Raw genomic sequence first — 26,469 nt, 5'->3', positions numbered from 1 at the left:
ACAATTAAATAGGGCTGCAAAGTTACAATATAATTGTTTGAAGTAGAAAATTAAGAATAAAGATTTGTTAGCAAACGAACTCATATCAGATGTTATTCCTTCCTTGCGACTGACTGATGACGGGCAGAAAGCATTGAATTGGATGGAAATTTTCCGCATATCGCATTTGCCGGTAGTGGACGATCATAAATATATTGGTCTGATCACCGATAAAACCATTTATGACCTCAATTTGAACGAGGTTTTGATGGAAGACTGCCGCGATCACATGTTGCTTCCACATGTTCACCAAAATCAACATATATACGAAGTTGTATCGATTGCATCGGAATTGAAACTTTCGGTCGTTCCGGTGTTGGATGAAGAGCATTTGTACAAGGGCGTGATTACCGTGAATGATCTGGCGCACAAATTCGCCGACCTTGTGGCAGTTAAGGAGCCCGGTGGGGTTTTGGTTTTGGATCTGAATCCGTATGATTATTCGCTTTCGGAAATTGCCCGTATTGTTGAAGGGAATGATGCTAAAATTCTGAGCTTTTACGTTTCTAAATCAGCAAATACAAACGAAATTACAGTGACATTGAAAGTCAACCAGATGGATTTGTCCGGAATAATTCAAACCTTTGTACGATATAATTATTCAATTCGGTCGGTATTTATGGATGAGAGCGTTTTAAAGCACATGTATGATGACCGGTTTGAATTATTGATGAAATACATGAATATTTAGCTTATTCAATCAGTTATGAGTGTTGCTGTTTTTGGTCTCAGTATCGATTCTTCGTTTATGCCTGATTTGAGCAGGCTGTTTTTATTACTCCATCAGCAAGATGAAAAAATCTACATATATAAGCCGTTCTTCGATTCGATAAAAAGCCGCTGTGATAAGATGCCGGATATCGCCGGTTTTTTCACATTTGGGTACGAATTGCCCGAGTCAGTTCGATTTCTGGTTAGCATCGGGGGAGATGGTACTTTACTGAAATCAATTCTGACGCTAAAGAATAAGTCATTACCTGTAATCGGAATCAATACCGGGCGGCTGGGGTTTCTATCGGCCATTTCGCGCGGCGATCTGGAAGAAGCCATTCAACTATTATTGAGTGACCGCTACGATATAGAAGAAAGATCGGTACTTCAGTTTGAAGACGGAACCGATTTATTTGGTGATTTTAATTACGCGCTGAATGAAATCACGGTGACCAAGATGGATAGCTCATCCATGATTAAAATTCATACCTATTTGAATGATGAATATCTTACGACCTACTGGGCCGACGGATTAATCATCAGCACGCCTACCGGATCAACTGCCTATTCGCTAAGTGTAGGCGGACCAATTCTGCCTCCCAATTCAAAGAGTTTTGTCATTACGCCAATTGCTCCCCATAACCTGACTATGCGTCCGATTGTCGTTCCCGATGATAACCGGATTAGTCTCAGTGTTGAAGGACGCGGACAGCAATTTTTATGCTCTCTCGATTCCCGTTCCGAGGCCGTAAACTTCCCCGGCAAATTAGTCATCAGCAAAGCCAATTTTTCTGTCAAAACGGTGAAGCTACCGGGACACGGGTTTTTCAGTACTTTACGTAATAAACTCATGTGGGGAACCGACCGCCGAAATTAATTTTCTCACTTAACAATTTTTAACCTCAATTTGGGTTTTATAGTAGGCGGCACGCATGATGTTTTGAGAATTATATTACATTTGTAGCCTTTGAAAGGTGTTATGTTCAGATGTTAATATTGATGCCAAAACAAGTTGCAATGCTGTCTTTTTAATCAACCCTTTCACGTAAAAAGATTGGAAATGAAAAGATTGCTTTTGGTTGCTCTAAGCATGATGTTATTGCAAGTTGCGCAAGCACAACAACAAACAGCTGACATTGGCCTTTGGGGAGGCCTGGGAACCTACTCAGGAGATATGACTTTGGTCGAAACAAAAAGTTCTTTGGGACCTGCTGGCGGATTATTTGTGCGGTATAATTTTAACCCGCGTTATTCTGTTCGGGGAACCATCATGTTGGAGAGAATTAAAGCAACCGGTGAATTTGAATCATCAGCCTGGGAGTTCAGTAAAACAGTTACAGATGTATCAGCGATGTTTGAATTCAATTTTTTTAAGTATATCATCGGAAGTAGCAAGCACAGCATTACGACCTATTTAATTGGTGGTTTAGGTGTGAGTTTTTATCCGTACGACTTTGACCCTGCTGCACTAGATGCCATAGGGGCCTACGTTGATCCGGCCGGTGATAATAAAAATGTGACTGCTTTAAATATGCCTTTTGGGTTTGGGTTTAAATTCAATATCGGCGAAAGATGGAGCGTAGGGCTGGAAAGTCAGTTCCGCAAATATTTCGACGATAAAATGGATAATCTGGATGATCCAAGAGCGAATATAAATCTAACAACCGGCGTTTTGACTGAATATACGAGTCCCCTTCATAATAATGATTGGACCTATCATTTGGGTGTGCATGTTTGCTACCGCTTTTATCAGGGTGGCAAAAAATGTCCCGCATATGATAATATAAATTAGAATGACGCTGAAAGATAAATTGAATGCTAGTAAGATTCCCGAACATGTCGCTATCATTATGGATGGCAACGGCAGATGGGCTGCTCAACACGGAAACGAGCGATTCTTTGGACATGAACAAGGTGTTGAATCGGTTCGGTCGGTTTTGGAAGGTGCTAGCGAAATCGGGATTAAATACCTGACATTGTATGCTTTCTCAACCGAAAACTGGTCTCGTCCCAAAGAGGAGGTAGATGCTCTGATGGGCCTTTTGGTTCATGCCATTAATAATGAGACAGAATCGCTGAAAGAGAAGAATGTAAGTTTGAGTATGATCGGTGATTTTGATAGTCTTCCAGCGGAAGTTCAGGAGAAATTAAATTGGTCGATTCAGGAACTCAAAGATTGTACAGGAGTTAGACTCGTTCTTGCTCTGAGCTACAGTTCCAAATGGGAAATAACCGAGGCGGTGCGCAAAATCGCTGTTGAGATAAAAGACGGGAAACTCCAGCCCGAAGATATCAATAAGGAACTAATCGATAAATATTTAGCCACAAATGGTATCCCTGATCCGGAATTACTGATCCGTACCAGTGGAGAAACGCGGATAAGTAACTTCTTGCTTTGGCAAGTCGCCTATTCCGAGTTCTATTTTACTCCGGTGCTCTGGCCGGACTTCACCAAGGAAAGCTTGTTTGAAGCTGTTTATGATTTTCAAAACAGAGAACGTCGCTTTGGAAAAACCAGTCAACAAATTGTGAGCTAAACAATAATCAGGAAATGCGTAAACTCAAAATTTTCTTTGTATTCTTTATCGTGAGCTTGTCGACCTTTGCTCAAGAGGAAGGGACAAATTTTTCAATCTACTATTCAAGTCCGAAAAAATATACGATTGCCGGTATTGATGTTGTGGGAATTCGTTATTTGGATACCGATGTGTTAATTCAAATATCAGGTTTAAATGTTGGTGAGGAAATAATGGTTCCCGGAGAAGACATCTCCAATGCCATTAAAAAGTTGTGGGGAAACCAAATGTTTTCTGATGTGAAAATTGAAGCAACGAAAGTTATTGGCGACCAAATTTGGTTGACAATTCACCTCCAAGAACGGCCAAGACTCGCTGATGTCAACTTCTTCGGTGTCAGTAAATCAGAAAAGAACGATATTACAGAAAAAGTGCTGCTGCTGAAAGGAAGCCAGGTAACCGATAACCAGTTGAACAATGCTGAGCGTATTATTGCAGGCATCTTTCATGAGAAGGGGTACTTGAATACTGTCGTCAATATTGTGCAACGTGATGATACCGCTCAGGTTAATAGCGTGATTCTGGATATTAATGTCGACAAAAAGGAAAAAGTTAAAATTGAAGAAATCGCCTATCATGGTTTGGAAAATATGAAATCCGGGGTATTGAATAAGGCGATGAAAAAAACCAACGAGCGTGGTATCAAGAACTTCTTCAAAACGAAAAAATTCCTCGAAGACAAATACAAAGAAGATAAAGGAAACATTATCGATAAGTATAACGAAAAGGGATATCGTGATGCGACAATTGTGGCTGACACAATTACACCATTAGCGAATGGTCGTGTGAAGCTTGATATTTACCTCGATGAAGGGGATAAATACTATTTTGGTGATGTTCGCTGGATGGGGAATACGGTTTATCCGGCTGATTATCTGAATGCTGTTTTAGGTGTTGGAAAAGGAGATGTTTTCGACCAAAAGACCTTGGATAAACGATTGAACGAAGATGAAGATGCAGTTAGTAACCTGTATTTAGATAACGGATACTTGTTTTTCAACCTTGAACCGGTAGAAGCCAGCATCGATCAAGATACGATCAACTTCGAGATGAGAATCTACGAAGGTAACCAGGCAACTATTAACCGGGTTATTATTGAAGGTAATACCAAAACGCACGAGCACGTTGCCCGTCGCGAACTGCGTACCTACCCAGGCGATTTGTTTAGCAAATCATTGATTATTCGTTCGGTCCGCGAACTTTCGCAGCTTGGACACTTTGACCCGGAAGCTATTAACCCTGTTCCAATTCCTCATCCGGAAGATGGCACGGTAGATATTAAATACGAATTGCAGGAAAAAGCGAACGACCAGATTGAATTATCCGGTGGTTGGGGTGCCCGTATGTTCGTGGGAACGGTTGGTTTGAGATTTTCAAACTTCTCGGTTCGTAATATTTTAAATAAAGAAGCCTGGAGACCGCTGCCTACAGGTGATGGTCAGACTTTAAGTATCAGGGCTCAAACGAGTGGTAAGTTTTATAACTCCTATAGCTTGTCATTTGTAGAACCGTGGCTGGGAGGTAAAAAGCCGAACTCATTATCGGTTTCATTCTCCCGTTCGAGAGTAAATTACACGGCGAATAATTATTACAACAGTTCATACAGTCCTTATGGAAGTGGTTACTACGGTTATGGCTCAAGTTATGGCTATGGTTCCAGCTATGGTTATAATTATGGGACTACAGATACAAACACCGAAGATGATCAAATTCAGGTTACTTCGTCTGTTGCTATTGGTTATGGTTATCGGTTAAAATGGCCGGATGACTTCTTTACCATGTATCACGAAGTCTCGTTGGAGCACTATAAGTTGAGAAATATGGCTAACTACTATTATTTCTTGAGTGATGACAATGACGATGGAAACGGTGAATTCAACAACCTGAGTTTCAAAACTACATTTGGAAGGAACTCGGTCGATCAACCACTTTACCCTCGTAGTGGTTCCGAATTTTCACTGTCTTTACAATTTACACCTCCGTTCTCTTTATTCAACGGAGTAGATTACAGTAACGCTTCGTTAACGAGTGAAGAACGTTATAAATGGATCGAATATCACAAATGGAAATTTAAAGGTGGTTGGTACTCGCCGATATCAAAAAACAGAAACCTGGTTTTGCACACCAATGTTGAATTTGGTTTCTTAGGATATTACGACAAAAACCGTCGTTCGCCGTTCGAGCGCTTCCGTGTTGGAGGATCGGGGATGTCTGGTTACAACTTCTATGGTGCCGACATCATTGCTTTGCGCGGTTACCAGGATTACAGTTTGAGTCCAACAACCGGTTCAAATATGTATGATAAAGTGACTGTCGAGTTACGTTACCCTGTAACTTTAAAACCGTCAGCTACGATTTATGTGTTAGGATTTATGGAAGGTGGTAATGCCTTTATGAATTTCGAAGACTACAACCCGTTTAATTTGAAACGTTCAGCTGGTATGGGTGTACGAATCTTCCTTCCAATGTTTGGTTTGATGGGAATCGACTGGGGATATGGATTTGACGACGTTAACGGCGATAGTTCAGTGTCAGGAAGTCAATTCCACTTTGTTATCGGTCAGCAGTTCTGATGATTACAGCTTTGGCTTGGATTTTGTTTAAAATAGCATTCAGTAGTAACAATTAATTTTAGAACGCATGAAAAAGATTTTATTTATTGTTGCCTTTCTGGTTGTTGCAGGAGCGACAATGGCACAGAAATATGCTTTTGTTGATACCGAATATATTTTAGAGAATATTCCAGCCTATACGGCAGCTCAAGAACAACTGGATCAAATTTCCCAGCAATATCAAAAAGAGCTGGAAGCTATGCACGCGGAACTTGAAAAAATGTACAGCGATTACCAATCTGAAGCTGTGTTGTTATCGGACGATATGAAACGCAAGCGGGAAGACGTGATCATTACGAAAGAGAAAGATTACAAGTCACTGCAACGTCAGTATTTTGGTCCCGAAGGGGACTTGTATCAGAAGCGGGAAGGGTTGGTTGCACCAATTCAGGATGACATTTTCAATGCAGTCCAGGATATCGCCAATGAAGGTGGTTACGCAGTGATATTTGACAAGGCGGGAGGCATGTCTATGTTGTACACAAACCCCAAATTTGACTTAAGCGACCAGGTGCTGCAAAAGCTTGGTTATAAGAATTAATATTCTATATTTGTCAACCAAAATTAAAATCAATAGAAGATCATGAAAAGTGTTTTAAAAATTTGTTTGGTAGCGATCATGTTGGTTTCAGCCGGAATGGTTAAAGCTCAAACTTTGAAGTTTGCTCATATCGATTCTCAAGCTTTAGTTCAAGCGATGCCTGAAACAACAGCTGCTCAAAAAACGCTGGAACAACAGGCCAAGGGTCTCGAAGATCAATTGGCAAGCATGCAAAAAGAATTTCAAACTAAATTGGCAGAATATACCCAAAAGGCGGATTCATTAACCGATATCGTTCGTTCTGCAAAAGAAGAAGATTTGCAAAATTTGCAACAACGTATTCAAACGTTCAACCAAAGTGCGCAGCAAAAATTACAGCAAAAACAAGCTGAGTTGATGCAACCAATCTTCGACAAAGCAAACCAAACAATCGAAGTAGTTGCGAAAGAACAAGGCGTTATTTACGTTTTCGATAGCAATGCGGTTCTTTACAAATCTAATCAAAGTATTGATTTGTTGCCTTTGGTAAAAACGAAATTGGGAATTTAATTTTACTCCGATATTTTAGCGAAAGCCACCTGATTCAGGTGGCTTTTCTTATTTTTGTTTAAAAGCAAAAGCTATGTTGCCCGACTATCATCCCATTGGTGTGTTCGACTCCGGCTATGGAGGTTTAACGGTTTTGAAAGAGTTTCGAAATCATCTGCCGGAATACGATTTCCTGTATTTAGGCGATAATGCCCGCACGCCTTACGGAACCCGATCGTTCGACGTCGTTTACGAATATACACTTGAAGCAGTGAAGGAATTGTTTGACAGGGGATGTCATTTAGTGATCCTGGCCTGTAATACGGCCTCGGCCAAAGCGCTACGGACCATTCAGCAACGCGATCTGCCAACATTGGCGCCGGATAAGCGCGTTCTGGGAGTTATCAGGCCCAGTGTCGAATACGCCTCGCAAATAAGTGAAACCGGCCACGTTGGTGTTTTGGCGACTTCAGGAACCGTTGCTTCCGATTCGTACCCGATTGAGTTGGAAAAATGGTCGGACGGCAAGGTGCGGCAAACCACCCAGCAAGCTTGTCCTATGTGGGTGCCCATCGTCGAAAATAACGAAATTGGGACAGCCGGCGCCGATTATTTTATTGAAAAGGATTTGCAGCAGCTTTTTCAAAAGGACAACAATATTGACACGGTAATTCTGGGTTGTACGCATTACCCGCTTTTGATTGACAGCATTCGGAAATACCTTCCTAAATCGGGGGTCGAAGTCGTAGAACAAGGAAAAATTGTCGCGGCAAGTTTGAAAGACTACCTGAATCGTCATCCGGAAATAGAAGCTGTCTGCAGCAAACAAAGCCAGGTGGCCTACCTGACGACCGAGCAAGTTGAATTATTCGAGGCACGGGCTGAACAGTTTATGGGACAACCGGTGAAAGCCCGGAAAATACATCTGTAAGCCTTTTCGGTTTCACCGTTATTCCCATCATTACAAATCCCCGCGTTTTGTGTGGGTACCCACAATACCAGCCGGAAGAAAAGACCGCCTTTGTGGCTCCCCACATCAACAAAAAAAAGGAAGACATCAAGCCTTCCTTTTGGTATAGATTGTATTGCTGAACGAGCGGTTGCTACCACAATTTAGAGGGGTAAACACCCGCATCAGTCAGTTTTTGGATTTGCTCAACCACATAAGCTTTGTCGTCGGTATAGGTGACACCAAACCAGGGCGAATCGGCTTGCAAAACCTTGGTGTTTACTTTACCCGATTTTATGAGTTCGAAAACTACACTCGGGATGTAGAATTCAGATTTTGGTAACTGCATCTTTTCGTCCAGGAAAGCTTTGAACTGGTTTTCCAGGTGTTGAAACAAGCTTGGGTGAAATCCCCAAAAATTCATTGATGCGGGAGTGTTTTCACCAACTTCCACTTGGTTGTCGGCCTCATCCACAAAAACAATCGAATTTCCGGATCGACCAATTTGGTGTCGCTCGGTAATTTCAATCAAATTCTGATCGGCATCGGTTTTACAAATACCGCGGCTGACAGTGCCGTTTTCCGATAAGGTATTTTTCAGCAAATAGCCGACCATGCTGTAGGTGGTTTCCGAAACTTTGTTTTCGAAAAAGTCAGCCATGATTTGAAAAGCCGGAGCGCCGTAAAAGTCGTCAGCATTTATTGCTGCAAACGGTTCGCTTATCACATCTTTAGCCATCAGGATCGCATGGCCCGTTCCCCACGGTTTTTCACGATCTTCAGGACAAAGGTAGCCTTCGGGGAGCTTTGTTAATTCCTGGTAAACGTATTCAACTTCAATTTTGCCTTTAAGTTTTTCATCAAAGCGCGATTTAAATTCGTCGGCGAAACTTTCGCGGATCACGAATACGACTTTCCCGAATCCGGCACGAATAGCGTCGAAAACCGAATATTCCAAAATAGTTTCTCCGCTTGGTCCAAAGGGGTCAATCTGTTTCAATCCTCCATAGCGGCTTCCCATTCCCGCCGCGAGGATTAGTAAGGTAGGTTTCATGCTTGTTTTTTAGCTTTCTTAATTATTTTACTTCTTGCGGTTGATCATCTTCCTTATACCAGCCGGCATAGGTGCTGTAGGCATTTGCAATGCGGTGCAGCTCGCCTTCGGCCAACTCCGGGCTCAGCGCTTTGATTTTTTGTGCCGGGATACCTGCATAAACGCTGTTCGGTTCAACAAGTGTCCCTTTGGTTACAACCGATCCTGCCGCGATAATGGTATTGCTGCTGACAATCGCATTATCTAAAATCACGGCATTCATTCCAATCATAACATGATCTTTGATGGTGCATCCATGTATAATGGCACCGTGTGCGATGATCACATTACTTCCGATATTTGTTGGTGATTTTTGATAAGTAGCATGGATGACAGCGCAGTCCTGAATGTTGGTATTATTGCCAATCCGGATCGAATGTACATCTCCGCGAATAACAGCGCTGTACCAAACACTGCAGTCGTTACCCATTTCTACATCGCCAATAATTGCTGCGTTTTCAGCTAAAAAACAGTTTTCTCCGATGACCGGAGTCTTTCCCTTAAGTGTCCTTATAAGTGCCATTATCTGTATTCATTTTAAATTGATTTGTAAAGATAAGAAACCCTCTAAATTATTAATAGGATCTTGAACAGCTTATTAATAAATGGTTATTTTTGCTTACCACCCTTGGCGGGGTAAACGTTCAGAGGGGAGTGTCAAATGTTAATTTGTTACTTTTAGGCCTCCTTTTTTTTAAGATTATAGGAATTATTGTAGGTATCTAAAATATTTGTCACATGAAAGACGCTAAAGTTATTGAACTTGAAGAAGTCGCTATTAGATTTTCAGGAGATTCGGGAGACGGTATGCAATTAACCGGGACCTTATTTTCAGACGCTTCTGCCTTGTTCGGGAACGACATCTCCACCTTTCCCGATTACCCCTCTGAAATTCGTGCACCGCAAGGAACGGTCGGAGGTGTATCCGGGTTTCAGGTGCAATTTGGAAAAAAACAAGTGAATACTCCTGGTGATTATGCCCATGTGCTTATCGCGATGAATCCGGCAGCTGTTAAAGCGAATGCCACATTCATGAATCCGGGAGGAACCATCATTTTTGATGCGGATTCGTTCACCCAGAAAAACCTGGATAAAGCTAATTTTAAAACCGATGATCCGTTCACTGAATGTAATTTGGTCGATTATGCGAAGATCGCAGTTCCAATTACAAGCATGACTCGTGAGAGTCTGAAGGATTACGGCTTAGACAATAAATCGGTTCTGCGGAGTAAAAATATGTTCGCCCTTGGGCTGGTCTGCTGGATGTTTGGTCGTCCGCTCGATTATATCGAAGGCTACATTAAGAAGAAATTTGCGAAGAAGCCTTTGGTTGTTGAAACCAACCTAAAAGTGTTGCACGATGGTTATAACTACGGTATGAATATGCAACACATGACTCCTCGCTACATGGTTCATGCTGCTGCTATCGAACGTGGGATCTATCGAAATATAAACGGAAACCAGGCTACTGCCTGGGGATTTTTAGCTGCTGCTGAAAAGTCGGGCTTGAATCTTTTCCAGGGATCTTATCCAATCACTCCGGCTACCGACATTCTTTCTGCCTTGGCTGAACGCAAAGATTTAGGGGTGAAAACATTTCAGGCTGAAGATGAGATTGCCGGTATTTGTACAGCTATTGGAGCTGCGTTTGCAGGCGATTTAGCAATCACGACGACTTCGGGACCAGGTTTGGCTTTGAAAGCGGAAGCACTTGGACTTTCAGTTATGACTGAGCTTCCTTTGGTTGTAGTAAACGTACAACGTGGAGGCCCGTCAACCGGTCTGCCAACAAAAACAGAGCAATCCGATTTATTGCAGACCCTATACGGCCGTAATGGCGAAAGCCCGGTTGTTGTGATTGCTGCCAGCACTCCCTCCGATTGTTTTTACTACGCATTCTTAGCAGCTAAAATTGCAGTGGAACGCATGGTTCCGGTGGTCTTGCTTACCGATGGTTTCCTTGGTAATGGTAGCGAGCCATGGCGTGTGCCGTCGATGGATGAGTTGCCGGAGATTAAACCTCGTATTGCTAAAAATAAAGACACTTATAAGCCCTATAAACGCGATGAAGAAACCTTGGCCAGAGAATGGGCTATTCCGGGTATGGACGGTTTCCAACACCGCGTAGGAGGTTTGGAGAAAAACATTGATGGCGCTGTAAGTCACGATCCGGAAAATCACCAACGCCTTACAGAACAGCGTGCCGAGAAAGTGGAGCGTGTTGCAGATATGCTTCCGCAGTTGGACGTTTGTGGTGACGAATCAGGCGATTTGCTGGTTGTGAGCTGGGGTGGTACTTACGGACATACTTTAAGTGCTGTTCGTGAATTGAAGGAAGAAGGCAAAAGTGTTTCGCTTGCTCATTTCAACTTCATTAAGCCCCTCCCGAAGAATACAGAGGAAGTTTTCAGCCGATTCAAGAAAATCGTGGTGTGTGAACTGAACATGGGACAATTTTCCGCTTACCTGCGCGATAAACTGCCCGGTTTTACTTACAACCAAGTGAATAAGGTAAAAGGTTTGCCGTTCACCGTATTGGAGCTGAAACAAAACTTTAACAAATTGCTGGAGGACTAATCAATGACTGATTTCAATTATACTGCAAAAAACTTTAAGAGTGAAAACGAAGTACGCTGGTGCCCCGGTTGTGGCGACTACGCGATTATGAACTCGGTTCAGCGGACTATGGCTGAAATGAATATTCCACACGAGAAATTCGCGGTGATTTCAGGTATCGGCTGTTCTTCTCGTTTTCCATACTATATGAGTACTTTCGGTTTTCACACCATTCACGGGCGTGCAACAGCAATTGCTTCGGGAGTGAAAACAGCAAACCCCGATTTGAATGTATGGGTAATAACCGGTGACGGTGATTCTTTAGCGATCGGTGGTAACCATTTCATTCATTTGGTACGTAGGAATATTGACGTTAACCTGGTGCTTTTCAACAATAAGATTTACGGGCTGACCAAAGGACAATATTCACCAACTTCAGCTCGTGGAGTGGTGACTAAAACTTCGCCATTTGGTACTGTTGAAGATCCTTTTGTTCCCGGTCAATTGGTTTTGGGAGCCAGCGGAAACTTCTTCGCCCGTGCTGTCGATAGCAATGTGAAGCATACCCAACAGGTTTTGAAAGAAGCAGCTCAACATGCGGGTACATCAGTTGTTGAAGTGCTCCAAAATTGTGTGATTTTCAATGATGGAATACATGAGGAAATTGCTGATCCGAAATTTAGAAACGAACGTCAACTCTTTCTGGAACATGGAAAACCCATGGTGTTTGGAAACGAAAAAGATAAAGGTTTGGTGTTCGATAAAGGCCGCTTGAAAGTGGTTAAAATTGGTGAAGACGGCTATACGTTGGACGATATTTTGGTGCATGATGCCAAGACTTCGGATCCAACTCTGCATTTGGCACTGATCAACATGGCGCTGCCTGATTTCCCGGTTGCAATGGGCGTTATTCGCAGTGTTGAAGCGCTTGTTTACGATCAGGAGGTTACCCGTCAGATCAATGAGGTTCAGGCCACTCGTAAGATCTCAAAAGTAGATGAATTGTTGCGTTCCGGAAATACATGGGAGGTGAATGAGCCTACCAGCAGTGACCCGGTTCCATTCTTCAAAAAAAGATGTACACTTGCTCAAGAATAAGATAACAAGTATATATGTTTCAAAAAAGGAGGCTTTGGCCTCCTTTTTTTGTTAGCTGAAAGCGGATTTTTCCTAATTTCAACAAACCAATAAGAGGAGCGGATTTTGATGTTTAAGATCACATCTGCCGTTCTCAAACTGAATGATTATGGATCAACTGGAAAATATTACCCTAACATCAATCTATAAACATAAAAAAAACGACCGGGATATTTTTGAGGAATTGATGCCGACTAAAGTGAAGGAAGTACTTTTGATAGCGACACTTTACGACAGTTATTCCATCGTCCGTGAGGGACAGTTTACGGATAAAATTTTCGGTGAATTTCTTCAGTTGAACCTTTATACCTATCCGCGTTTTACAAGCGTCAATTCGGAGTCACAAGCCCACGAGATAATCAAAAAGCGCGATTTCGATTTGGTTATTATCATGGTAGGGGTCGACAAAAATATGCCGATAAAGATGGCCGACAGTATTTATGCGGTTAAAAAAGATCTTCCAATTCTTTTGCTGGTAAACAACAATGGAGACTTACGATATTTCCAGGAAACGGCTGACAAGTTTCAATCCATCGATCGGGTGTTTGTGTGGAACGGCAACTCCAATGTTTTCCTGGCAATGGTGAAATATATTGAAGACAAGAATAATATAGAGGCCGATACTCAAAACGGGAATGTAAGGGTGATTTTACTGGTCGAGGATTCCATTCAATATTACTCCCGCTACCTACCGATGTTGTACACCAACATCATGACTCAAACGCAAAATTTGGTGCAGGATGAAGCAGCTGATGAGTTGCACATGATCTTGAAAATGCGGGCTCGTCCGAAAGTAATTTTGGTGAGTAATTACGAAGATGCTGTTGAAGTGATGAATAAATACCGCGATTACCTGTTGACGGTTATTTCCGATGTCAAGTTTCAACGCAATGGTGTAGAGGATGAAAATTCGGGCATTGAGTTGTTGCGCTATGCCAAACAAATTCTCCGGTTTCCCATTCCGCTATTACTGCAAAGCCATGATATTCGGAACGCAGCACGGGCAAATGAAATAGGGGCTGAGTTCATCAACAAAAACTCCGAAAGCCTGTCGATGGATATTCACAACTTTATTTTTAAACGACTGGGCTTCGGAAGTTTTGTCTTTAAAGATGAAAAAGGAAGTCCGATAATGGTTGCGCACAACCTGCAGGAATTTCAGGAAATGTTTAAGGTTATTCCGACAGAGGCATTGGCTTATCATGGAAGGAGAAATTCATTCTCGACCTGGCTAATGGCTCGCGGAGAGATTAATATTGCCGAACAACTGTTGCCTTATCAGCTTGAAGATTTTAAAGATTCTGAAGAGTTACGCAATTTCTGTCTCAATGTTTTTGAGCGCGTCCGAATCAAAAAGCTTCGGGGGTTGATTATCAATTTCGATCAGCAATTGCTTGGAAACGAACGCTACATCGTTCGAATGGGAAAAGGGTCGTTGGGGGGCAAAGGCCGTGGTGTGGCGTTCATGTGTAATTTTATCGAGAACATCGATTTTAAAAAGGTCATTCCAAACATTAATATTCGCATTCCCGCAACAGCAATTATTGGAACTATTGAGTTCGAGAAATTTATTGAAATCAATAACCTGTATGAAGAAGTGTACAACTCGAACGATTATGAGCGCATTAAGTCGGTTTTTGTTGATTCTCACCTCAGTGATTCGCTGCAGCATAAACTGATGAAATTTGTCGAAAAGATTGCCCGTCCTTTGGCTGTTCGTTCTTCCGGCTTGTTTGAAGACTCCTTATTACAGCCATTTTCCGGTGTTTATGCAACTTATATTCTTCCGAATATTGATCCCGACATCCAGGTAAGATTCACGCAGCTGGAAACAGCAGTAAAGTTGGTTTACGCCAGTATTTTTACGGATTCAGCAGTTTCCTATTTCGATGCGGTCAATTATAAGATTGAAGAGGAACGCATGGCAATTGTCATCCAGGAATTGGTTGGGCACGAGCATCATGGTCGGTTTTACCCAACAGTTAGCGGAGTTGCACAGTCGTATAATTACTATCCGGTTTCGTATATGGAGCCTGAAGATGGGTTTGCAGTGGCGGCCGTTGGATTGGGCATGTATGTTGTTGGTGGAGAAAGTGCTTATCGTTTTTGCCCGCGCTACCCCCAGATTAATCCCAGCAGTCTGAAGGATCAGATTCGCGATTCTCAGCGTGACTTTTATGCCCTCGATATGAATCGTAGTCAGGCCGATTTGGTACAAGTTGGTGAAGACGCCGGAATTTTGAAAATGTCAATCCGTGAAGCGGAGAAAGATGGCGTATTGGATCACTGTGCGTCGGTGTACGATTCGGAGAATGACGATCTGATTACCGATTTGTCGGTTCGGGGAACAAGGGTTGTTAATTTTGCCAACCTCTTGAAATATAATATGATTCCAATGGCCGAGACAATTAGTTTTTTATTGCGGTTGTTTAAAGAAGCCATGGGATCGCCGGTTGAAATGGAATATTCGATTGATTTGGATAAGGGGGAGAACGGTGTTCCTACCTTTTATCTGCTACAAATAAAGCCTTTGATCAGGCATGAGCAGGAGCTCGAAATTGACTTGGGAGAAGTGAATAAAGACGAAGCGCTTTTGTATGCCAGGCGTGGTATGGGAAATGGTCGGGTTGAAGGAATTCGGGACGTGATTTATGTTTCCGGTGAAACCTTTGATAAAGTAAAGACCAGTGCGATTGCAGAAGAAGTCAGCCAGTTCAATCGCCAAATGGATATTATCGGTAAGGAATATTTATTGATCGGTCCGGGGCGCTGGGGAACGCGTGATCCATTTACTGGCATTCCGGTCAGATGGGCGCAAATATCAAGAGCACGGGTGATTGTTGAAATTGGCTTGCCTGATTTCCCGCTCGACGGTTCGCTGGGCTCTCATTTTTTCCACAATGTTACCTCGATGAATGTGGGATATTTTTCAATTCCGTGTAAATCCCGTGATGCGTGGTTGAACCCAGATATATTAAGGCAAGGGGAGGTGGTTGAAGAGCTTAACTACGTGAAACACATTCGGTTTTCGGATGATTTGACCATTTTGATGGACGGCCGGAAACGGGAAGCTTTGATTCATCTGTAGGATCGAATGGCTTTTTTACATTGGAGTTTTGCGTACTGTAATTGACGATTTAATTTTATGTTGAAAAACACATTTTTGTGTATTTCCCCTCTTTTTTCCTACATAAATGTCAGAAATATTTCCTTTCTAAAATCTTATTCGTTTGTTAATCAGTTGTTTTTCTATTTGGGTATATGATTTGATATGCTTGCGGCATACCGGCTGTTTGCGAGCAGTTCATGTTAAACCCAAAAAGAGAACATTATGAAGATTTGTATGCCCATTATTGGAAAGAACGCCGCATTAGTAAATATTTTAGCAGATGATTTTTACAAAGCTAATTTTTACTGTGTACACGATGTTGTAAAAGGCGACAGTGAAATTTTTAGCAAACCCGAGTTAATGATGCGTTTTGGTCTTGATTTGCGCAAAGGAGGAGAGGATGATATCGTGCGGGCGATCATCAGTCCGAATGTGCGGCCAATGGCTTTCAAGATTTTGAAAGATAATGATATTAAGGTTTTCCGGCCTACCAGCAAGTTGGTTGACGAAAATATTAAGTTGTACAAGGAAGAGCAACTGAAGGAGCACGACATTTACTCTGTCGAAGATCCGTCCGCCTGTGGTTTGAGCTGCGGTAGTTGTTCATCAAAGACCTGTAAATAGTCCCGCAAAACCATTACCATTTATTCACTTTCAAAAAAAGACAAATTATGACGATTCCATTCAGACCACTATCCGAGGTAAAAATGATTCTGGAAGATGCAGGAACGGATATTAGCTATGCCTTCGACGATTTAATTTTTGTAGAACACACGGCTTATCTCATTCAGTTTGATGATGAGAATAAATCGAACCTGAAAATCTATTTCAATACTGAAATTGGAGATGCACAGGCTGAAGCTGAGAAAAAGAAATTATTACCCTATGTTGAAAAACGTAAAATGAGTCTGACTCCTTGCGGAAAATTTACGCTGAAGCAAAAAGAAGACTCCGAAGAAATCGACATTCTCTTTTTTCCCTCATAGAAATGTAGCTATACACCAAGAATAAAGCCGAACAAAGTTGAGAGATTGTTCGGCTTTTACTTTTTATTAGGTGTTTGCTGACTGTCTAGGAATTCCAAATCTCCCAAGCTTTAATTGCTTGTCCGTGCAGCATTTCCAACCCATTTTTAACGGCTGCTCCCTGAGCTTTACCTTTTTTCATGAAGAGTGTTTCTTCCGGGTTATATACAAGGTCGAACAAGACATGATCGGCTGTAATACATTCGTATGGGATAGAAGGGCAGCTGTCAACTTTGGGGAAAGTTCCCAGCGGCGTAGCATTAATTACAACCAGGTATTCCTGCAATAAAGTTTCATCGATTTGATCGTATCGGATTTCGCCTTCGTTCAACTGTTCTTCAATAGAAGCTGATACATATTCCAGCCCCAATTTATTAAGAATGTATTTGATGGCTTTTGAAGCACCTCCGGTACCCAAAATCAATGCTTTTTTGTGTTTCTCATTCAGCATGGGCTTCAGCGCGTTTTCAAAACCATAAATATCGGTATTATAGCCTTTCAGTTTCACGCCGCTTTCGCTGCGAATAATTTTAACTGTGTTGATTGCTCCCACAACTGCGGCTTCTTCGTCAATTTCATCCAAAAAAGGCATGATTTGCTGTTTGTAAGGGATTGTGCAATTCAGCCCGGCGATATGATCGTTCGCTTCAAAAATTCCCAGAAATTCATCAATCGAATCCAGTTCGAAATTCACATATTCGTGTGCATCTAAATTTTCTTTTTCAAATTTCTCTGTAAAAAATCCCTTTGAAAAGGAATAGCCCAGTCGATAACCAATCAGTCCGTAGGTTTTCATTCTATCTATTTTTTATAATCTATTGTTTACGCTTTTTTCAGATTCTTCGTCAATCCTTCGACCACAAAGATAAGTGCAAAACCGGCTGCCGCCAACATGAGGGCATAAGCCAATTGAGCGTTTTGCCCGGTAAGTGCGAGGTAGTTGCCGGGCAGAATGTTTGTTTCGATCAGCGGGCGAACTTCCCCGTGGCGGTCAACAAAGGTTTCCAACACCTGTTTCCATGGCCATACTTTATTGAGCGATCCAATCATGAAGCCAGCCAGCAAAGCAATGGTTTGGTTGTAGTACCGTTTGAGCAACCACGATAGAACATTGGAAAAACTAATAATGCCAACTGCCGCTCCAACCAGAAAAACACCGATAACCGGAAGATTCAACTCGGACAATGAACCCAGGATGAATTTATACATCCCCAGCAATACGAGGATAAAACTTCCCGAAATACCTGGTAAAATCATAGCGCAAATAGCAATAGCTCCCGATAAAAAGATAAAAGGGTAAGCGGTATTGGCTTCGGCAGGTGTAACCACGGTAATAAGGTATGCGATAATGACTCCGATAATCAACGAAATGTAGGTGCCTGTTTTCCACTCCTTGATATCTTTAGCAACGTAGATCGCAGAGGCAACAATAAGTCCGAAAAAGAAGGACCATACCAGTATGGGATGATTCTCCAGCAGATATTTCAACCCTTTTGCCAGCGATAATACACTGATTCCAATGCCAAGTAACAAGCTAACCAGAAAGGTACCGTTAATGGCCTCCCAAAATGCTTTAAACTGACCGCCAAACAACAGCCTAACAGTTTTCAGATTGACTGCCTTGATGGAGTCTATCAGTTCGTGGTAAATACCTGTAATAAAGGCAATTGTGCCACCCGAAACTCCCGGAACTACATCGGCAGCTCCCATGCCCATCCCTTTTAAAGTAACCAACAGGTATTCTTTCAGTGTTCGTTTCATGAAAATTGTGTTTATAAAAGCGAGTGTGTTTGTGGAGACCCGCTTGCTTGTTTCCAAAAATAAGCTTTCGGTTGTAATTATACAGAAGCCCTCACTAATATTTATCAATTTGATTAAATGCAAAAACATTTTGCGAATGAATTCTTTTTCCGGCGCAAGTGAGTTTGTAGGAGTTTATGTTTTGTTGATGAGATGCTATTATCGCAAAAGTCGTGTTCGGCAACGGGAAATGAGAGTAGTCGTTTTTTATAGATGTTAATTATGTGCTTGGGGATTTGGAATGGCACGTGGTTTGGTTTTCAAGGAGCAATAATCTTGAAATGAAAATGGTATCGACTTTAATAATTGATGATGATCCGATTGCTGCGAAATTGTTGATTTCAATTTTGAAGCAAAATTTTACAGACATTGATATCGTCGGGAAAGCGGATGGTGTACAACGCGGATTGGAGATGATTCGAACTCTTGATCCGGATTTGGTTTTTTTGGACGTAGAAATGCCGGATGGTACCGGTTTCGAGTTGTTGGATAGTTTGAGCGACAGGAGATTCGAATTGGCCATGGTTAGTTCGTGTGATACCTACAATCAGGAAGCTTATAACCATTCAGCGCAAAAGTTTTTGCAAAAGCCTGTATGCGTTGATGACCTGAAGCATTTTGTGTGCGATTTTATGACCAAGTATAAAAAAAGTCTTGGTTTACAATTTGATCCGGTCAATTAGGTGAAGTTTATGATTGTATTTTTTTTTGAGAATAGTTTTGGCTCCAAGTATAGATCAGTGAAAGTTGGATTGGAAGACGAAATAGATATTTGCGAGGAAGTGAGAGAGAAGTTCGTGTAATGAGTGAACGCAAATTGACAGAATTCGGTTCGAATTCTGCAATTTGCAAAAGAGAGAATAACTGCTGGTTAAGGGCGGGGCTGATGTTGATCGGCTCCGTTTTTTTTTGTTCTTCGAATACTGACTTGAACTAGAACTGATCAGGATTCTTGCTATTTCGTTCCCGTAAATTTGTATGGTCTGAAGATCTTGATTTTATACAGCAGGAATTGTCGGTATTAGGATTTTGGATGAAAATTTAAGTGTGGGAAATAAAAAATGCGGAGTACAACTCCGCATTCATCTATGTTGATCTGAAATCTAATTGAAAACCTTCTTCAGTAAATCAGTTGTCCGCTCAATCGGGTCTTCGCGAATAGCTTTTTCCTGGTCCGCAATTTTTACAAATAAGCCGTCAATGGCCTTTTGTGTTACATACTCGGTTAAATCAGGATTTACTTTTTTCACCATTGGAAGTTTATTGTAGTTGGTCATCACATCGTCCCAATATTTCGTGGCATCTACCTTTTGGAGGGAACTGTCAATGATCGGGCTGAACTGCTCCGTTAGCTCATCGGTGGTGTGTTCTTGCAGGTATTGTGTCGCTGCGTTTTCTTCTCCGGTTACAAGGTTAATGGCGTCATTGATTGTCATTTCTTTGATGGCACCAACAAAAATGTCTGTTGCAGTAGAAGCAGCGTCTTCAGCGGCACGGTTCATGGTAAGTACAGCTTTGTCGACCAGACTTCCCATTCCAACGGCACGTAATTTACTGGCTACAAAGTCTACTTCCTCCGGAAATGGGATTTTTATAAGTTCGTCGCCAAAATAACCATCCTCTTGCGAAACCATCTCAACACCTTTGGTGACTCCATTGATCAAGGCTTGTTTAATTCCCGAGTCGGCCTCGCTTTCGGTGAAGTTTACTGATTCTGTCGAATCGGCCGTACTTGTTGCTGTTGTTGTTTGTGTTGAGTCGGTCTCAGTTGTTTCAGGGGCAACAATACTTTTGAGCTGCTTGAACAGTTGTGCTTGAACATTTAAGCTGTTGATTCCTATAAACAGGAGAAGGAAGAGCGTTACTTTTTTCATGGTTTTATTTTTGAATTTGATATTTAAACGATTGAAAATACCAAATAATTTCCCCGCAGGGCATTATTTATTAATCTGTCAATAGGACAAGTTTCGGGCGAAAAAGTTTATCGGGATTATCAGTTCTCTGATGATAACCTACCCGAAATAAAAAACCCTTCGGGTTAGAGAAGGGTTTTTTTAATACTCAGTTTGTGGTTTATGTGAGATGTGAGAAAAGGTTCTGATTTTATTCGTAGTCGTGCATTTCTCTCATGAAAGCGACATAGTCTTCTTTTCGTTCCGAGTCCATCCATGCCATCGCGCTACGAGGGTGTTCGTTTAATGAACCTGTTACCAAGTAGGGAATATGGTATCCCCAGTCGATCTTTTCCTGCCAGGGACGTACTTGCTCCTGAATAGCTTTCAACAAGGGTAATAAACGGTATTTCGGGTTTTTCAAAAATGCTGTCAAAATTTCTATCGGGCAGTTACCGGCTCCGCGCCCCATGCCAAGCAGGGTTGCATCCAGGTAAGTTGCTCCACCCATCAGCGAGGTGATGGTGTTGCTCATGGCCAACTGCATATTGTTGTGTGCATGAATACCGATTTCCTTATCAGGCAAAGCGGCTTTGTATTTTTTTAGCAAATGCTCGATTGTTTCGCAATACATGCTTCCAAAACTGTCGACCAGATAAAATACAGGAACACGAGATTTGGCAATATCAGAAAGTGCTTCGTCTAAATCACGCTCATTCACTTTCGAAACAGCCATTAAGTTAATAGTCGTTTCATAACCTTTATCCATGCAGTGGTGGGCCAATTCAATCGCTTTGTCGGTTTGGTGTGCATAGCAAGCAACCCGCATCATATCGATTAAACTTTCGCTTGCCGGTGGAATATCGTCAAAGTCAATGCGGCCGATGTCTGCCATGGCCGATATTTTCAGGTTGGTATCGTTGTTGCCCATAATGCGACGCAAATCTTTATCGGCGCAAAATTTCCAGGGACCAACTTCATCCCGACTGAAAGATTTTTCGCTACTGATGTAGCCAATTTCCATATAATCAACACCTGCTTCAACACAAGCGTCATAAACTCCTTTTACAAATTTGTCGTCGAATTGCCACTTATTCATCAATCCGCCATCGCGAACGGTACAATCCACTACTTTAATGTCTGCTTTATACATGTTTGTTGCTAACTTATTTTAGATTCCTTTGTGCAATTCCATCTCTTTCTGAATGTTGTGGCGAACCATTGTCTTGTAAACCTCTTCAATCATTTCAGGTGATAGCCTCAGTTCTTCAGCCCAAATTCGGCGCTGCTCATACAATTGATCCTGACGGTTTTGCGCTACAATACTTTCCTTGTCTTTTTTAAACCGGATAATCTCGCACACATAGTCCTGACGTTTTGCCAACAGCTCCATCACCTCACGGTCGATCCGGTCAATTTCTTGCCGAACTTCCTCAATCGATGTACAGGATTTTGCATCTTTCATTATTGTCTGATTTTTGTCACAAAAATAATAAAATGTAATTAACGTGAAACAATTTGTGATAATTCATCATTTAATAGGTGGGTGGTTTTTAGGATCTTAAGATAAATCGTGTTTTAAATTAATGTTTTTTTTACATCGAAGTATTTCGAAATGTCGATTTAACCTCTATATTTGCACAATAGATAACAAAAAGAGTTCTTTATCTGTTAATGCAAAAGAGGTGAATAAACCCCGGAAAGCAAGTTCAATTAAAATATAAATTGAACGATCAGAAAAGAAATTGAAGTAGATTCAAAGATAATGAAAAAGACAACTTCTGTAAATATTAGCCCGCGTAACGTAAACATGATGATGTGCATGTGTATGTGTTGTGGTTCTTTTTTGCAGAAGGAAAGAAGTTGATATTGTTATAGCATAACGAAACGATAAAAACCAAGAGCCCTTCTGCAAACCGCAGAGGGGCTTTTTTTTGCCCCGTTTTTAGAAACAGAAATTTTAAATAAAAAAATACATATCCATCATGAGAGAAAAACCTTATCGCAGCATTGTCAAGTCGATTTCGTGGAGAACAGTCGGGACTATAGACACGATGATGATTGCCTGGTTGGTAACAGGGCAGCTGGAGTTTGCCGTAACAATTGGCGGTGTCGAATTATTCACAAAGATGTTTCTGTATTACATGCACGAAAGGACTTGGAATCGCATCAAGTTTGGTCGAATTGACGATTCTGACATTGAATATCAAATCTAATCCAGGCATTTATTAAAACGAATATTCAAAAAAATAATAATAGAACAAATGAGCATTAAATTAAATCCCTTAAGTGAAGCGCAGTCCAAAGCTTTAGAAATTTTGTTGGAAGGTGCAGGACCCGAACAGTTGATCTGGTTAAGCGGATATTTTCAGGGGCTAACAGTGGCGCACAACAAACCGTCTATTGGCGCAGCCGTTCAAACACCCGCAGCGGTTGTCGCCGCATCACATTTAAAGTTGACTATTTTGTACGGTTCGCACACCGGTCGGAGCGAGGGTATTGCAAACAAGTTGTCAGGCTTACTTGGCGAGAAATCAATTAGCGCAGGCGTTTTTGCCATGGATGATTATAATCCAAAGCAATTGGAGAAAGAAGAGAACGTGTTGATTATCGTGAGTACCCACGGCGAAGGAGAACCACCTGAAATGGCTGAAGATTTTCACCGTTTCATTACAGGTAAACGGGCACCTAAATTACCGAACCTGAATTTTTCGGTATTGGCCTTGGGGGACAAAAGTTACAAGCTTTTCTGCCAGACCGGGCTGGATATTGATCACGCACTGAAAAATGCCGGCGCTAAAGAACTTTTCCCAATTGTAACCTGCGATGTGGATTATGAAGAAGATTCGAATACCTGGATGAATGCCATTCTGCGGAAACTGGCTGAATTGCACCCAATCGGAGCCAGCGCAGAGGTTGCAACAGCTAAACCGGAAGAGCTTGTTGTTTACAATCAGAAAAATCCATTCCGAGCTACAGTAATCGACAAAGTGAAAATTACCGGTCGCGACTCGGATAAAGAAGTTTATCACGTTGAATTGGACTTGGCAGGATCGGGAATTTCATATCAACCTGGTGACTCAGTTGGTGTTTTGACTGATAATCCGCCTGCTTTAGTCGATGGCATTATAGCTCAATTGAACTTGGATGCAGAGAGTCCGGTTGTGGTTAAGAAGACGGAATATTCACTTCAGGTGGCGCTTCGTCATCAAGTTGAGATTACGCTCTTAACGCGCGATGTGATTCAAAAATATGCGGAGAAAACAGGAATTGAGGCTGTCGCTAAAATTCTGGAAGATGACAAGTTGCTGGATAGTTACCTGTGGGGCAATGATATCCTCGATTTGCTGGTGGAGTTCCCTTCAACTCTGACAGCACAGGAGCTGATTGACTTACTTCGTACGTTGCCTGCCCGTTTGTACAGCATATCTTCCAGCCAGGATTCAGTAGGTGATGAAGTGCATGTTACCGTTGCAACAGTTCGGTATGAAAATAAAGGTCGCAACCGTGAAGGAGCAGCTTCTACTTATTTGGCCGACCGCATTGAGATTGAAGAGGAAGTTCCTGTTTACATTGAACGCAACCCCGGATTCCGTTTACCGGAGAACGACGAAACACCAATTATCATGGTTGGTGCCGGAACAGGAATTGCTCCATTCCGTGCCTTTGTTCAGCAAAGTGAAGTTCAAAAACGTAAAGGGAAAAGTTGGTTGTTCTTCGGTGAACGTCGTTTTTATTCTGATTTCCTCTACCAGATTGAGTGGCAAAAGTTCCTGAAAAAAGGAGTTCTTGGAAAAATTGATTTGGCATTCTCACGTGATCAGGACGAAAAAATTTATGTGCAACATCGTTTGGCGGAGAAGCAAGCCGAAGTATTCGATTGGTTAGAAAATGGAGCCAGCTTCTACCTCTGTGGCGATATGAAATACATGGCCAAGGATGTTCAGAAAACTTTGTTGGAGATTATTCAAACACAAGGTGGAATGAGTGAAGAGCAGGCACGTGATTATTTCAAGAAGTTGAAAAAGGAGAAACGTTACCAGGCTGATGTTTATTAAGCTGAGGTAAGGCAGTTCAAGCTAAAAAAGACATTAAAAGGTTAAATTCCTTAATAAAACATTAAAAACAAAAGAAAATCTTGATTTGGTAAGTGTAAATACTTAATTTGTGGGTATAAATACTTATCTGACTAAAATAAAGAAATCATGAGTGAGCAAATTGATTGGAGCAAATTGTCAGAAGTAGAGAAATTAAAATACGATAGCAACTATCTGCGAGGTACATTGGTTGAAAGTTTGGCTGATCCGGTAACAGGAGCGATTGCTGACGGAGATACACAAATGTCCAAATTCCACGGGATCTATCAGCAACACGACCGTGACCTGGAAAAAGAGCGGAAGCAGCAAAAGCTTGAGCCAGCCTGGTCTTTTTTAATCCGCGTTCGTTTGCCCGGAGGAATTGCCTCGAGAGAGCAGTGGTTACAAATGGATAAATTGGCTGATACACATGCCAACGGAACATTGAAATTAACAACTCGCCAGGCATTTCAATTACATGGTGTTTTTAAAAATAAGCTGAAATCAACGATTCAGGGAATTAACGAAGCGCTGATGGATACGATCGCAGCTTGTGGCGATGTAAACCGGAACGTGATGTCATTTGCGAATCCGGAAGAATCCGAAATCCATGATCAGGCGTATAAGTTGGCAGGAGAAATTTCGGCTCATTTAACGCCGCAAACAACTGCCTACCACGAAATTTGGTTGGATCAGAAATTATTGGTTGACGGCAAAAAAGATGTTGAGCCGATTTATGGTGATCGCTATTTGCCCCGGAAGTTTAAAATTGGCGTAGCTGTTCCTCCTTACAACGATGTGGACGTGTTTTCTCAGGATTTGGGATTTATTGCCATTCAGGAAAAAGGAAAACTTGTTGGTTATAATGTCGTTGCCGGTGGTGGTTTCGGTACTACTTTCGGTATGCCGGAAACTTATCCGCGTTTGGGCGATGTGATTGGTTTTTGTAAACCAGAGCAGGCTGTAGATGTAGCCGAAAAAATTGTTTTGGTACAAAAGGACAATGGGAACCGCCAGAACCGGAAGCAAGCCCGGTTGAAATATACGATTGATCACAAAGGCTTGGATTGGTTCAAAGCCGAGGTGAATAAATACCTGGGATATGAATTGGAAGAAGCTCGTCCGTACCATTTTACCCGGAATGGCGATCGTTTTGGTTGGGTAAAAGGGAAAAACGGCAAATGGAATCTCAACTTGTTTATCGAAGGTGGTCGTGTCAAAGACACTGATAGTTTGAAGTTGAAAACAGCTTTGCGTGAGGTAGCCGAGCAGGTTGATGCGCAATTCATTTTGACAGGTAATCAGAACCTGATTATTGCCAATACTGATCAAAAGGAAAGAGTTGCCCAAATTCTGAAAAAATATAGTGTTTGGCCTTTGAACCTATCGGGTTTGCGGCAGAATTCGATTGCTTGTGTCGCGTTGAATACTTGTAGCTTGGCTTTTGCCGAAGCTGAAAGATACCTGCCTGATATGATGACGAAGATTGAAGCTATTCTGGACGAACATGGCTTGCTACAGGAAGATATTGTTATTCGAATGACTGGTTGCCCGAATGGATGTGGACGTCCTTATTTGGCGGAAATTGGTTTCATCGGGAAATCAGCTGGTCATTATAATCTATACTTGGGTGGTAACCGTAATGGAACCCGCTTGAATACTCTCTATAAAGAAACGCTTTCCGAAGAAGGAATATTGAATGAGCTTCGGCCGCTTATTGCTGACTATGCAAAAGATCGCACGGACGGTGAAGGATTTGGTGATTTTGTTGTTCGGAAAGGATATGTGAAGGAAATAGTTCATGGAAAAGAGTTTAAACATTAAA

Annotated in this window: 24 protein-coding genes; 17 read left to right on the top strand and 7 right to left on the bottom strand. The window is 41.8% G+C overall.

Translation table 11 applies throughout. The features are described 5' to 3' along the window. Positions 1–64 precede the first annotated feature (64 nt). From GJV22_RS00425 to murI, 8 genes are all read left to right on the top strand, one after another. Entirely contained in the window at positions 65–730 is a 666-nt protein-coding gene (locus tag GJV22_RS00425) for a CBS domain-containing protein (protein WP_163707150.1), read from the top strand. A 15-nt stretch (positions 731–745) separates the two neighbouring features. Next, positions 746–1,627, top strand: a complete 882-nt coding sequence (locus tag GJV22_RS00420) for an NAD kinase (RefSeq protein WP_163707147.1) — start codon at positions 746–748, stop codon at positions 1,625–1,627. A gap of 183 nt (positions 1,628–1,810) precedes the next feature. Beyond that, complete coding sequence (gene porG / locus GJV22_RS00415; protein ID WP_163707144.1) at positions 1,811–2,542, top strand: type IX secretion system protein PorG; 732 nt, start codon at positions 1,811–1,813, stop codon at positions 2,540–2,542. A 1-nt stretch (position 2,543) separates the two neighbouring features. Further along, entirely contained in the window at positions 2,544–3,287 is a 744-nt protein-coding gene (locus GJV22_RS00410) for an isoprenyl transferase (protein ID WP_163707142.1), read from the top strand. Positions 3,288–3,301: 14 nt separating this feature from the next. Next, positions 3,302–5,899, top strand: a complete 2,598-nt coding sequence (bamA, locus tag GJV22_RS00405; RefSeq protein WP_163707138.1) for an outer membrane protein assembly factor BamA — start codon at positions 3,302–3,304, stop codon at positions 5,897–5,899. Positions 5,900–5,966: 67 nt separating this feature from the next. Then, on the top strand, positions 5,967–6,479 hold the full coding sequence (locus tag GJV22_RS00400; protein WP_163707135.1) for an OmpH family outer membrane protein: 513 nt from the start codon (positions 5,967–5,969) through the stop codon (positions 6,477–6,479). Positions 6,480–6,521: 42 nt separating this feature from the next. Then, positions 6,522–7,028, top strand: coding sequence for an OmpH family outer membrane protein (locus tag GJV22_RS00395; protein WP_163707132.1), 507 nt, complete (start codon positions 6,522–6,524; stop codon positions 7,026–7,028). A gap of 73 nt (positions 7,029–7,101) precedes the next feature. Next, positions 7,102–7,938, top strand: coding sequence for a glutamate racemase (gene murI, locus GJV22_RS00390; RefSeq protein ID WP_163707130.1), 837 nt, complete (start codon positions 7,102–7,104; stop codon positions 7,936–7,938). A 172-nt stretch (positions 7,939–8,110) separates the two neighbouring features. On the opposite strand, the gene GJV22_RS00385 is transcribed toward murI, so the two are convergent. Further along, complete coding sequence (locus tag GJV22_RS00385; RefSeq protein WP_163707127.1) at positions 8,111–9,010, bottom strand: nucleotidyltransferase family protein; 900 nt, start codon at positions 9,008–9,010, stop codon at positions 8,111–8,113. A 22-nt stretch (positions 9,011–9,032) separates the two neighbouring features. Next, positions 9,033–9,572, bottom strand: coding sequence for a gamma carbonic anhydrase family protein (locus tag GJV22_RS00380; protein WP_163707124.1), 540 nt, complete (start codon positions 9,570–9,572; stop codon positions 9,033–9,035). Positions 9,573–9,787: 215 nt separating this feature from the next. Between GJV22_RS00380 and GJV22_RS00375 the strand changes: the two genes are divergently transcribed. From GJV22_RS00375 to GJV22_RS00355, 5 genes are all read left to right on the top strand, one after another. Continuing rightward, positions 9,788–11,626, top strand: coding sequence for a 2-oxoacid:acceptor oxidoreductase subunit alpha (locus GJV22_RS00375; protein WP_163707122.1), 1,839 nt, complete (start codon positions 9,788–9,790; stop codon positions 11,624–11,626). Between the two features lie 3 nt (positions 11,627–11,629). After that, positions 11,630–12,703 (top strand): 2-oxoacid:ferredoxin oxidoreductase subunit beta, encoded by a 1,074-nt coding sequence (locus GJV22_RS00370; RefSeq protein ID WP_163707119.1) that lies wholly within the window; start codon positions 11,630–11,632, stop codon positions 12,701–12,703. A 148-nt stretch (positions 12,704–12,851) separates the two neighbouring features. Next, positions 12,852–15,830: a PEP/pyruvate-binding domain-containing protein gene (locus tag GJV22_RS00365; RefSeq protein ID WP_238480248.1), complete on the top strand. Its 2,979-nt coding sequence runs from the start codon at positions 12,852–12,854 to the stop codon at positions 15,828–15,830. Positions 15,831–16,073: 243 nt separating this feature from the next. Next, complete coding sequence (locus tag GJV22_RS00360) at positions 16,074–16,475, top strand: hypothetical protein (RefSeq protein ID WP_163707113.1); 402 nt, start codon at positions 16,074–16,076, stop codon at positions 16,473–16,475. Between the two features lie 47 nt (positions 16,476–16,522). After that, positions 16,523–16,837 (top strand): hypothetical protein, encoded by a 315-nt coding sequence (locus GJV22_RS00355; RefSeq protein WP_163707110.1) that lies wholly within the window; start codon positions 16,523–16,525, stop codon positions 16,835–16,837. A gap of 85 nt (positions 16,838–16,922) precedes the next feature. Here GJV22_RS00355 and GJV22_RS00350 read toward each other — a convergent pair whose 3' ends face one another. Then, complete coding sequence (locus GJV22_RS00350) at positions 16,923–17,672, bottom strand: shikimate dehydrogenase family protein (RefSeq protein WP_163707107.1); 750 nt, start codon at positions 17,670–17,672, stop codon at positions 16,923–16,925. 26 nt (positions 17,673–17,698) lie between these two features. Further along, the gene (locus GJV22_RS00345) at positions 17,699–18,637 is read right to left on the bottom strand and encodes a DUF368 domain-containing protein (RefSeq protein WP_163707104.1); all 939 of its coding nucleotides are present in this window, start codon (positions 18,635–18,637) and stop codon (positions 17,699–17,701) included. 320 nt (positions 18,638–18,957) lie between these two features. Here GJV22_RS00345 and GJV22_RS00340 point away from each other — a divergent pair, with 320 nt between their 5' ends. Further along, the gene (locus tag GJV22_RS00340; RefSeq protein WP_163707102.1) at positions 18,958–19,359 is read left to right on the top strand and encodes a LytR/AlgR family response regulator transcription factor; all 402 of its coding nucleotides are present in this window, start codon (positions 18,958–18,960) and stop codon (positions 19,357–19,359) included. 420 nt (positions 19,360–19,779) lie between these two features. Here GJV22_RS00340 and GJV22_RS00335 read toward each other — a convergent pair whose 3' ends face one another. The 3 genes from GJV22_RS00335 to GJV22_RS00325 form a co-directional block, all read right to left on the bottom strand. Continuing rightward, entirely contained in the window at positions 19,780–20,550 is a 771-nt protein-coding gene (locus tag GJV22_RS00335) for a DUF4197 domain-containing protein (protein WP_163707098.1), read from the bottom strand. A 229-nt stretch (positions 20,551–20,779) separates the two neighbouring features. Beyond that, complete coding sequence (locus tag GJV22_RS00330) at positions 20,780–21,721, bottom strand: aldolase catalytic domain-containing protein (protein ID WP_163707095.1); 942 nt, start codon at positions 21,719–21,721, stop codon at positions 20,780–20,782. A gap of 18 nt (positions 21,722–21,739) precedes the next feature. Further along, a complete protein-coding gene (locus GJV22_RS00325) occupies positions 21,740–22,033 on the bottom strand; it encodes a chorismate mutase (RefSeq protein WP_163707092.1) in 294 nt (97 codons plus the stop codon). Positions 22,034–22,553: 520 nt separating this feature from the next. On the opposite strand from GJV22_RS00325, the gene GJV22_RS00320 reads away from it, so the two are divergent. From GJV22_RS00320 to GJV22_RS00310, 3 genes are all read left to right on the top strand, one after another. Beyond that, positions 22,554–22,784 (top strand): DUF2061 domain-containing protein, encoded by a 231-nt coding sequence (locus GJV22_RS00320; protein WP_163707089.1) that lies wholly within the window; start codon positions 22,554–22,556, stop codon positions 22,782–22,784. A 48-nt stretch (positions 22,785–22,832) separates the two neighbouring features. Continuing rightward, positions 22,833–24,626, top strand: a complete 1,794-nt coding sequence (locus tag GJV22_RS00315) for an assimilatory sulfite reductase (NADPH) flavoprotein subunit (RefSeq protein ID WP_205461701.1) — start codon at positions 22,833–22,835, stop codon at positions 24,624–24,626. A 147-nt stretch (positions 24,627–24,773) separates the two neighbouring features. Then, a complete protein-coding gene (locus GJV22_RS00310; RefSeq protein WP_163707086.1) occupies positions 24,774–26,468 on the top strand; it encodes an NADPH-dependent assimilatory sulfite reductase hemoprotein subunit in 1,695 nt (564 codons plus the stop codon). Position 26,469: the final 1 nt, after the last annotated feature.

The organism is Mangrovibacterium lignilyticum, assembly GCF_010882175.1.
In the GTDB taxonomy this organism is placed as follows: domain Bacteria; phylum Bacteroidota; class Bacteroidia; order Bacteroidales; family Prolixibacteraceae; genus Mangrovibacterium; species Mangrovibacterium lignilyticum.
This window is presented reverse-complemented; position numbering and strand designations above follow the sequence as displayed.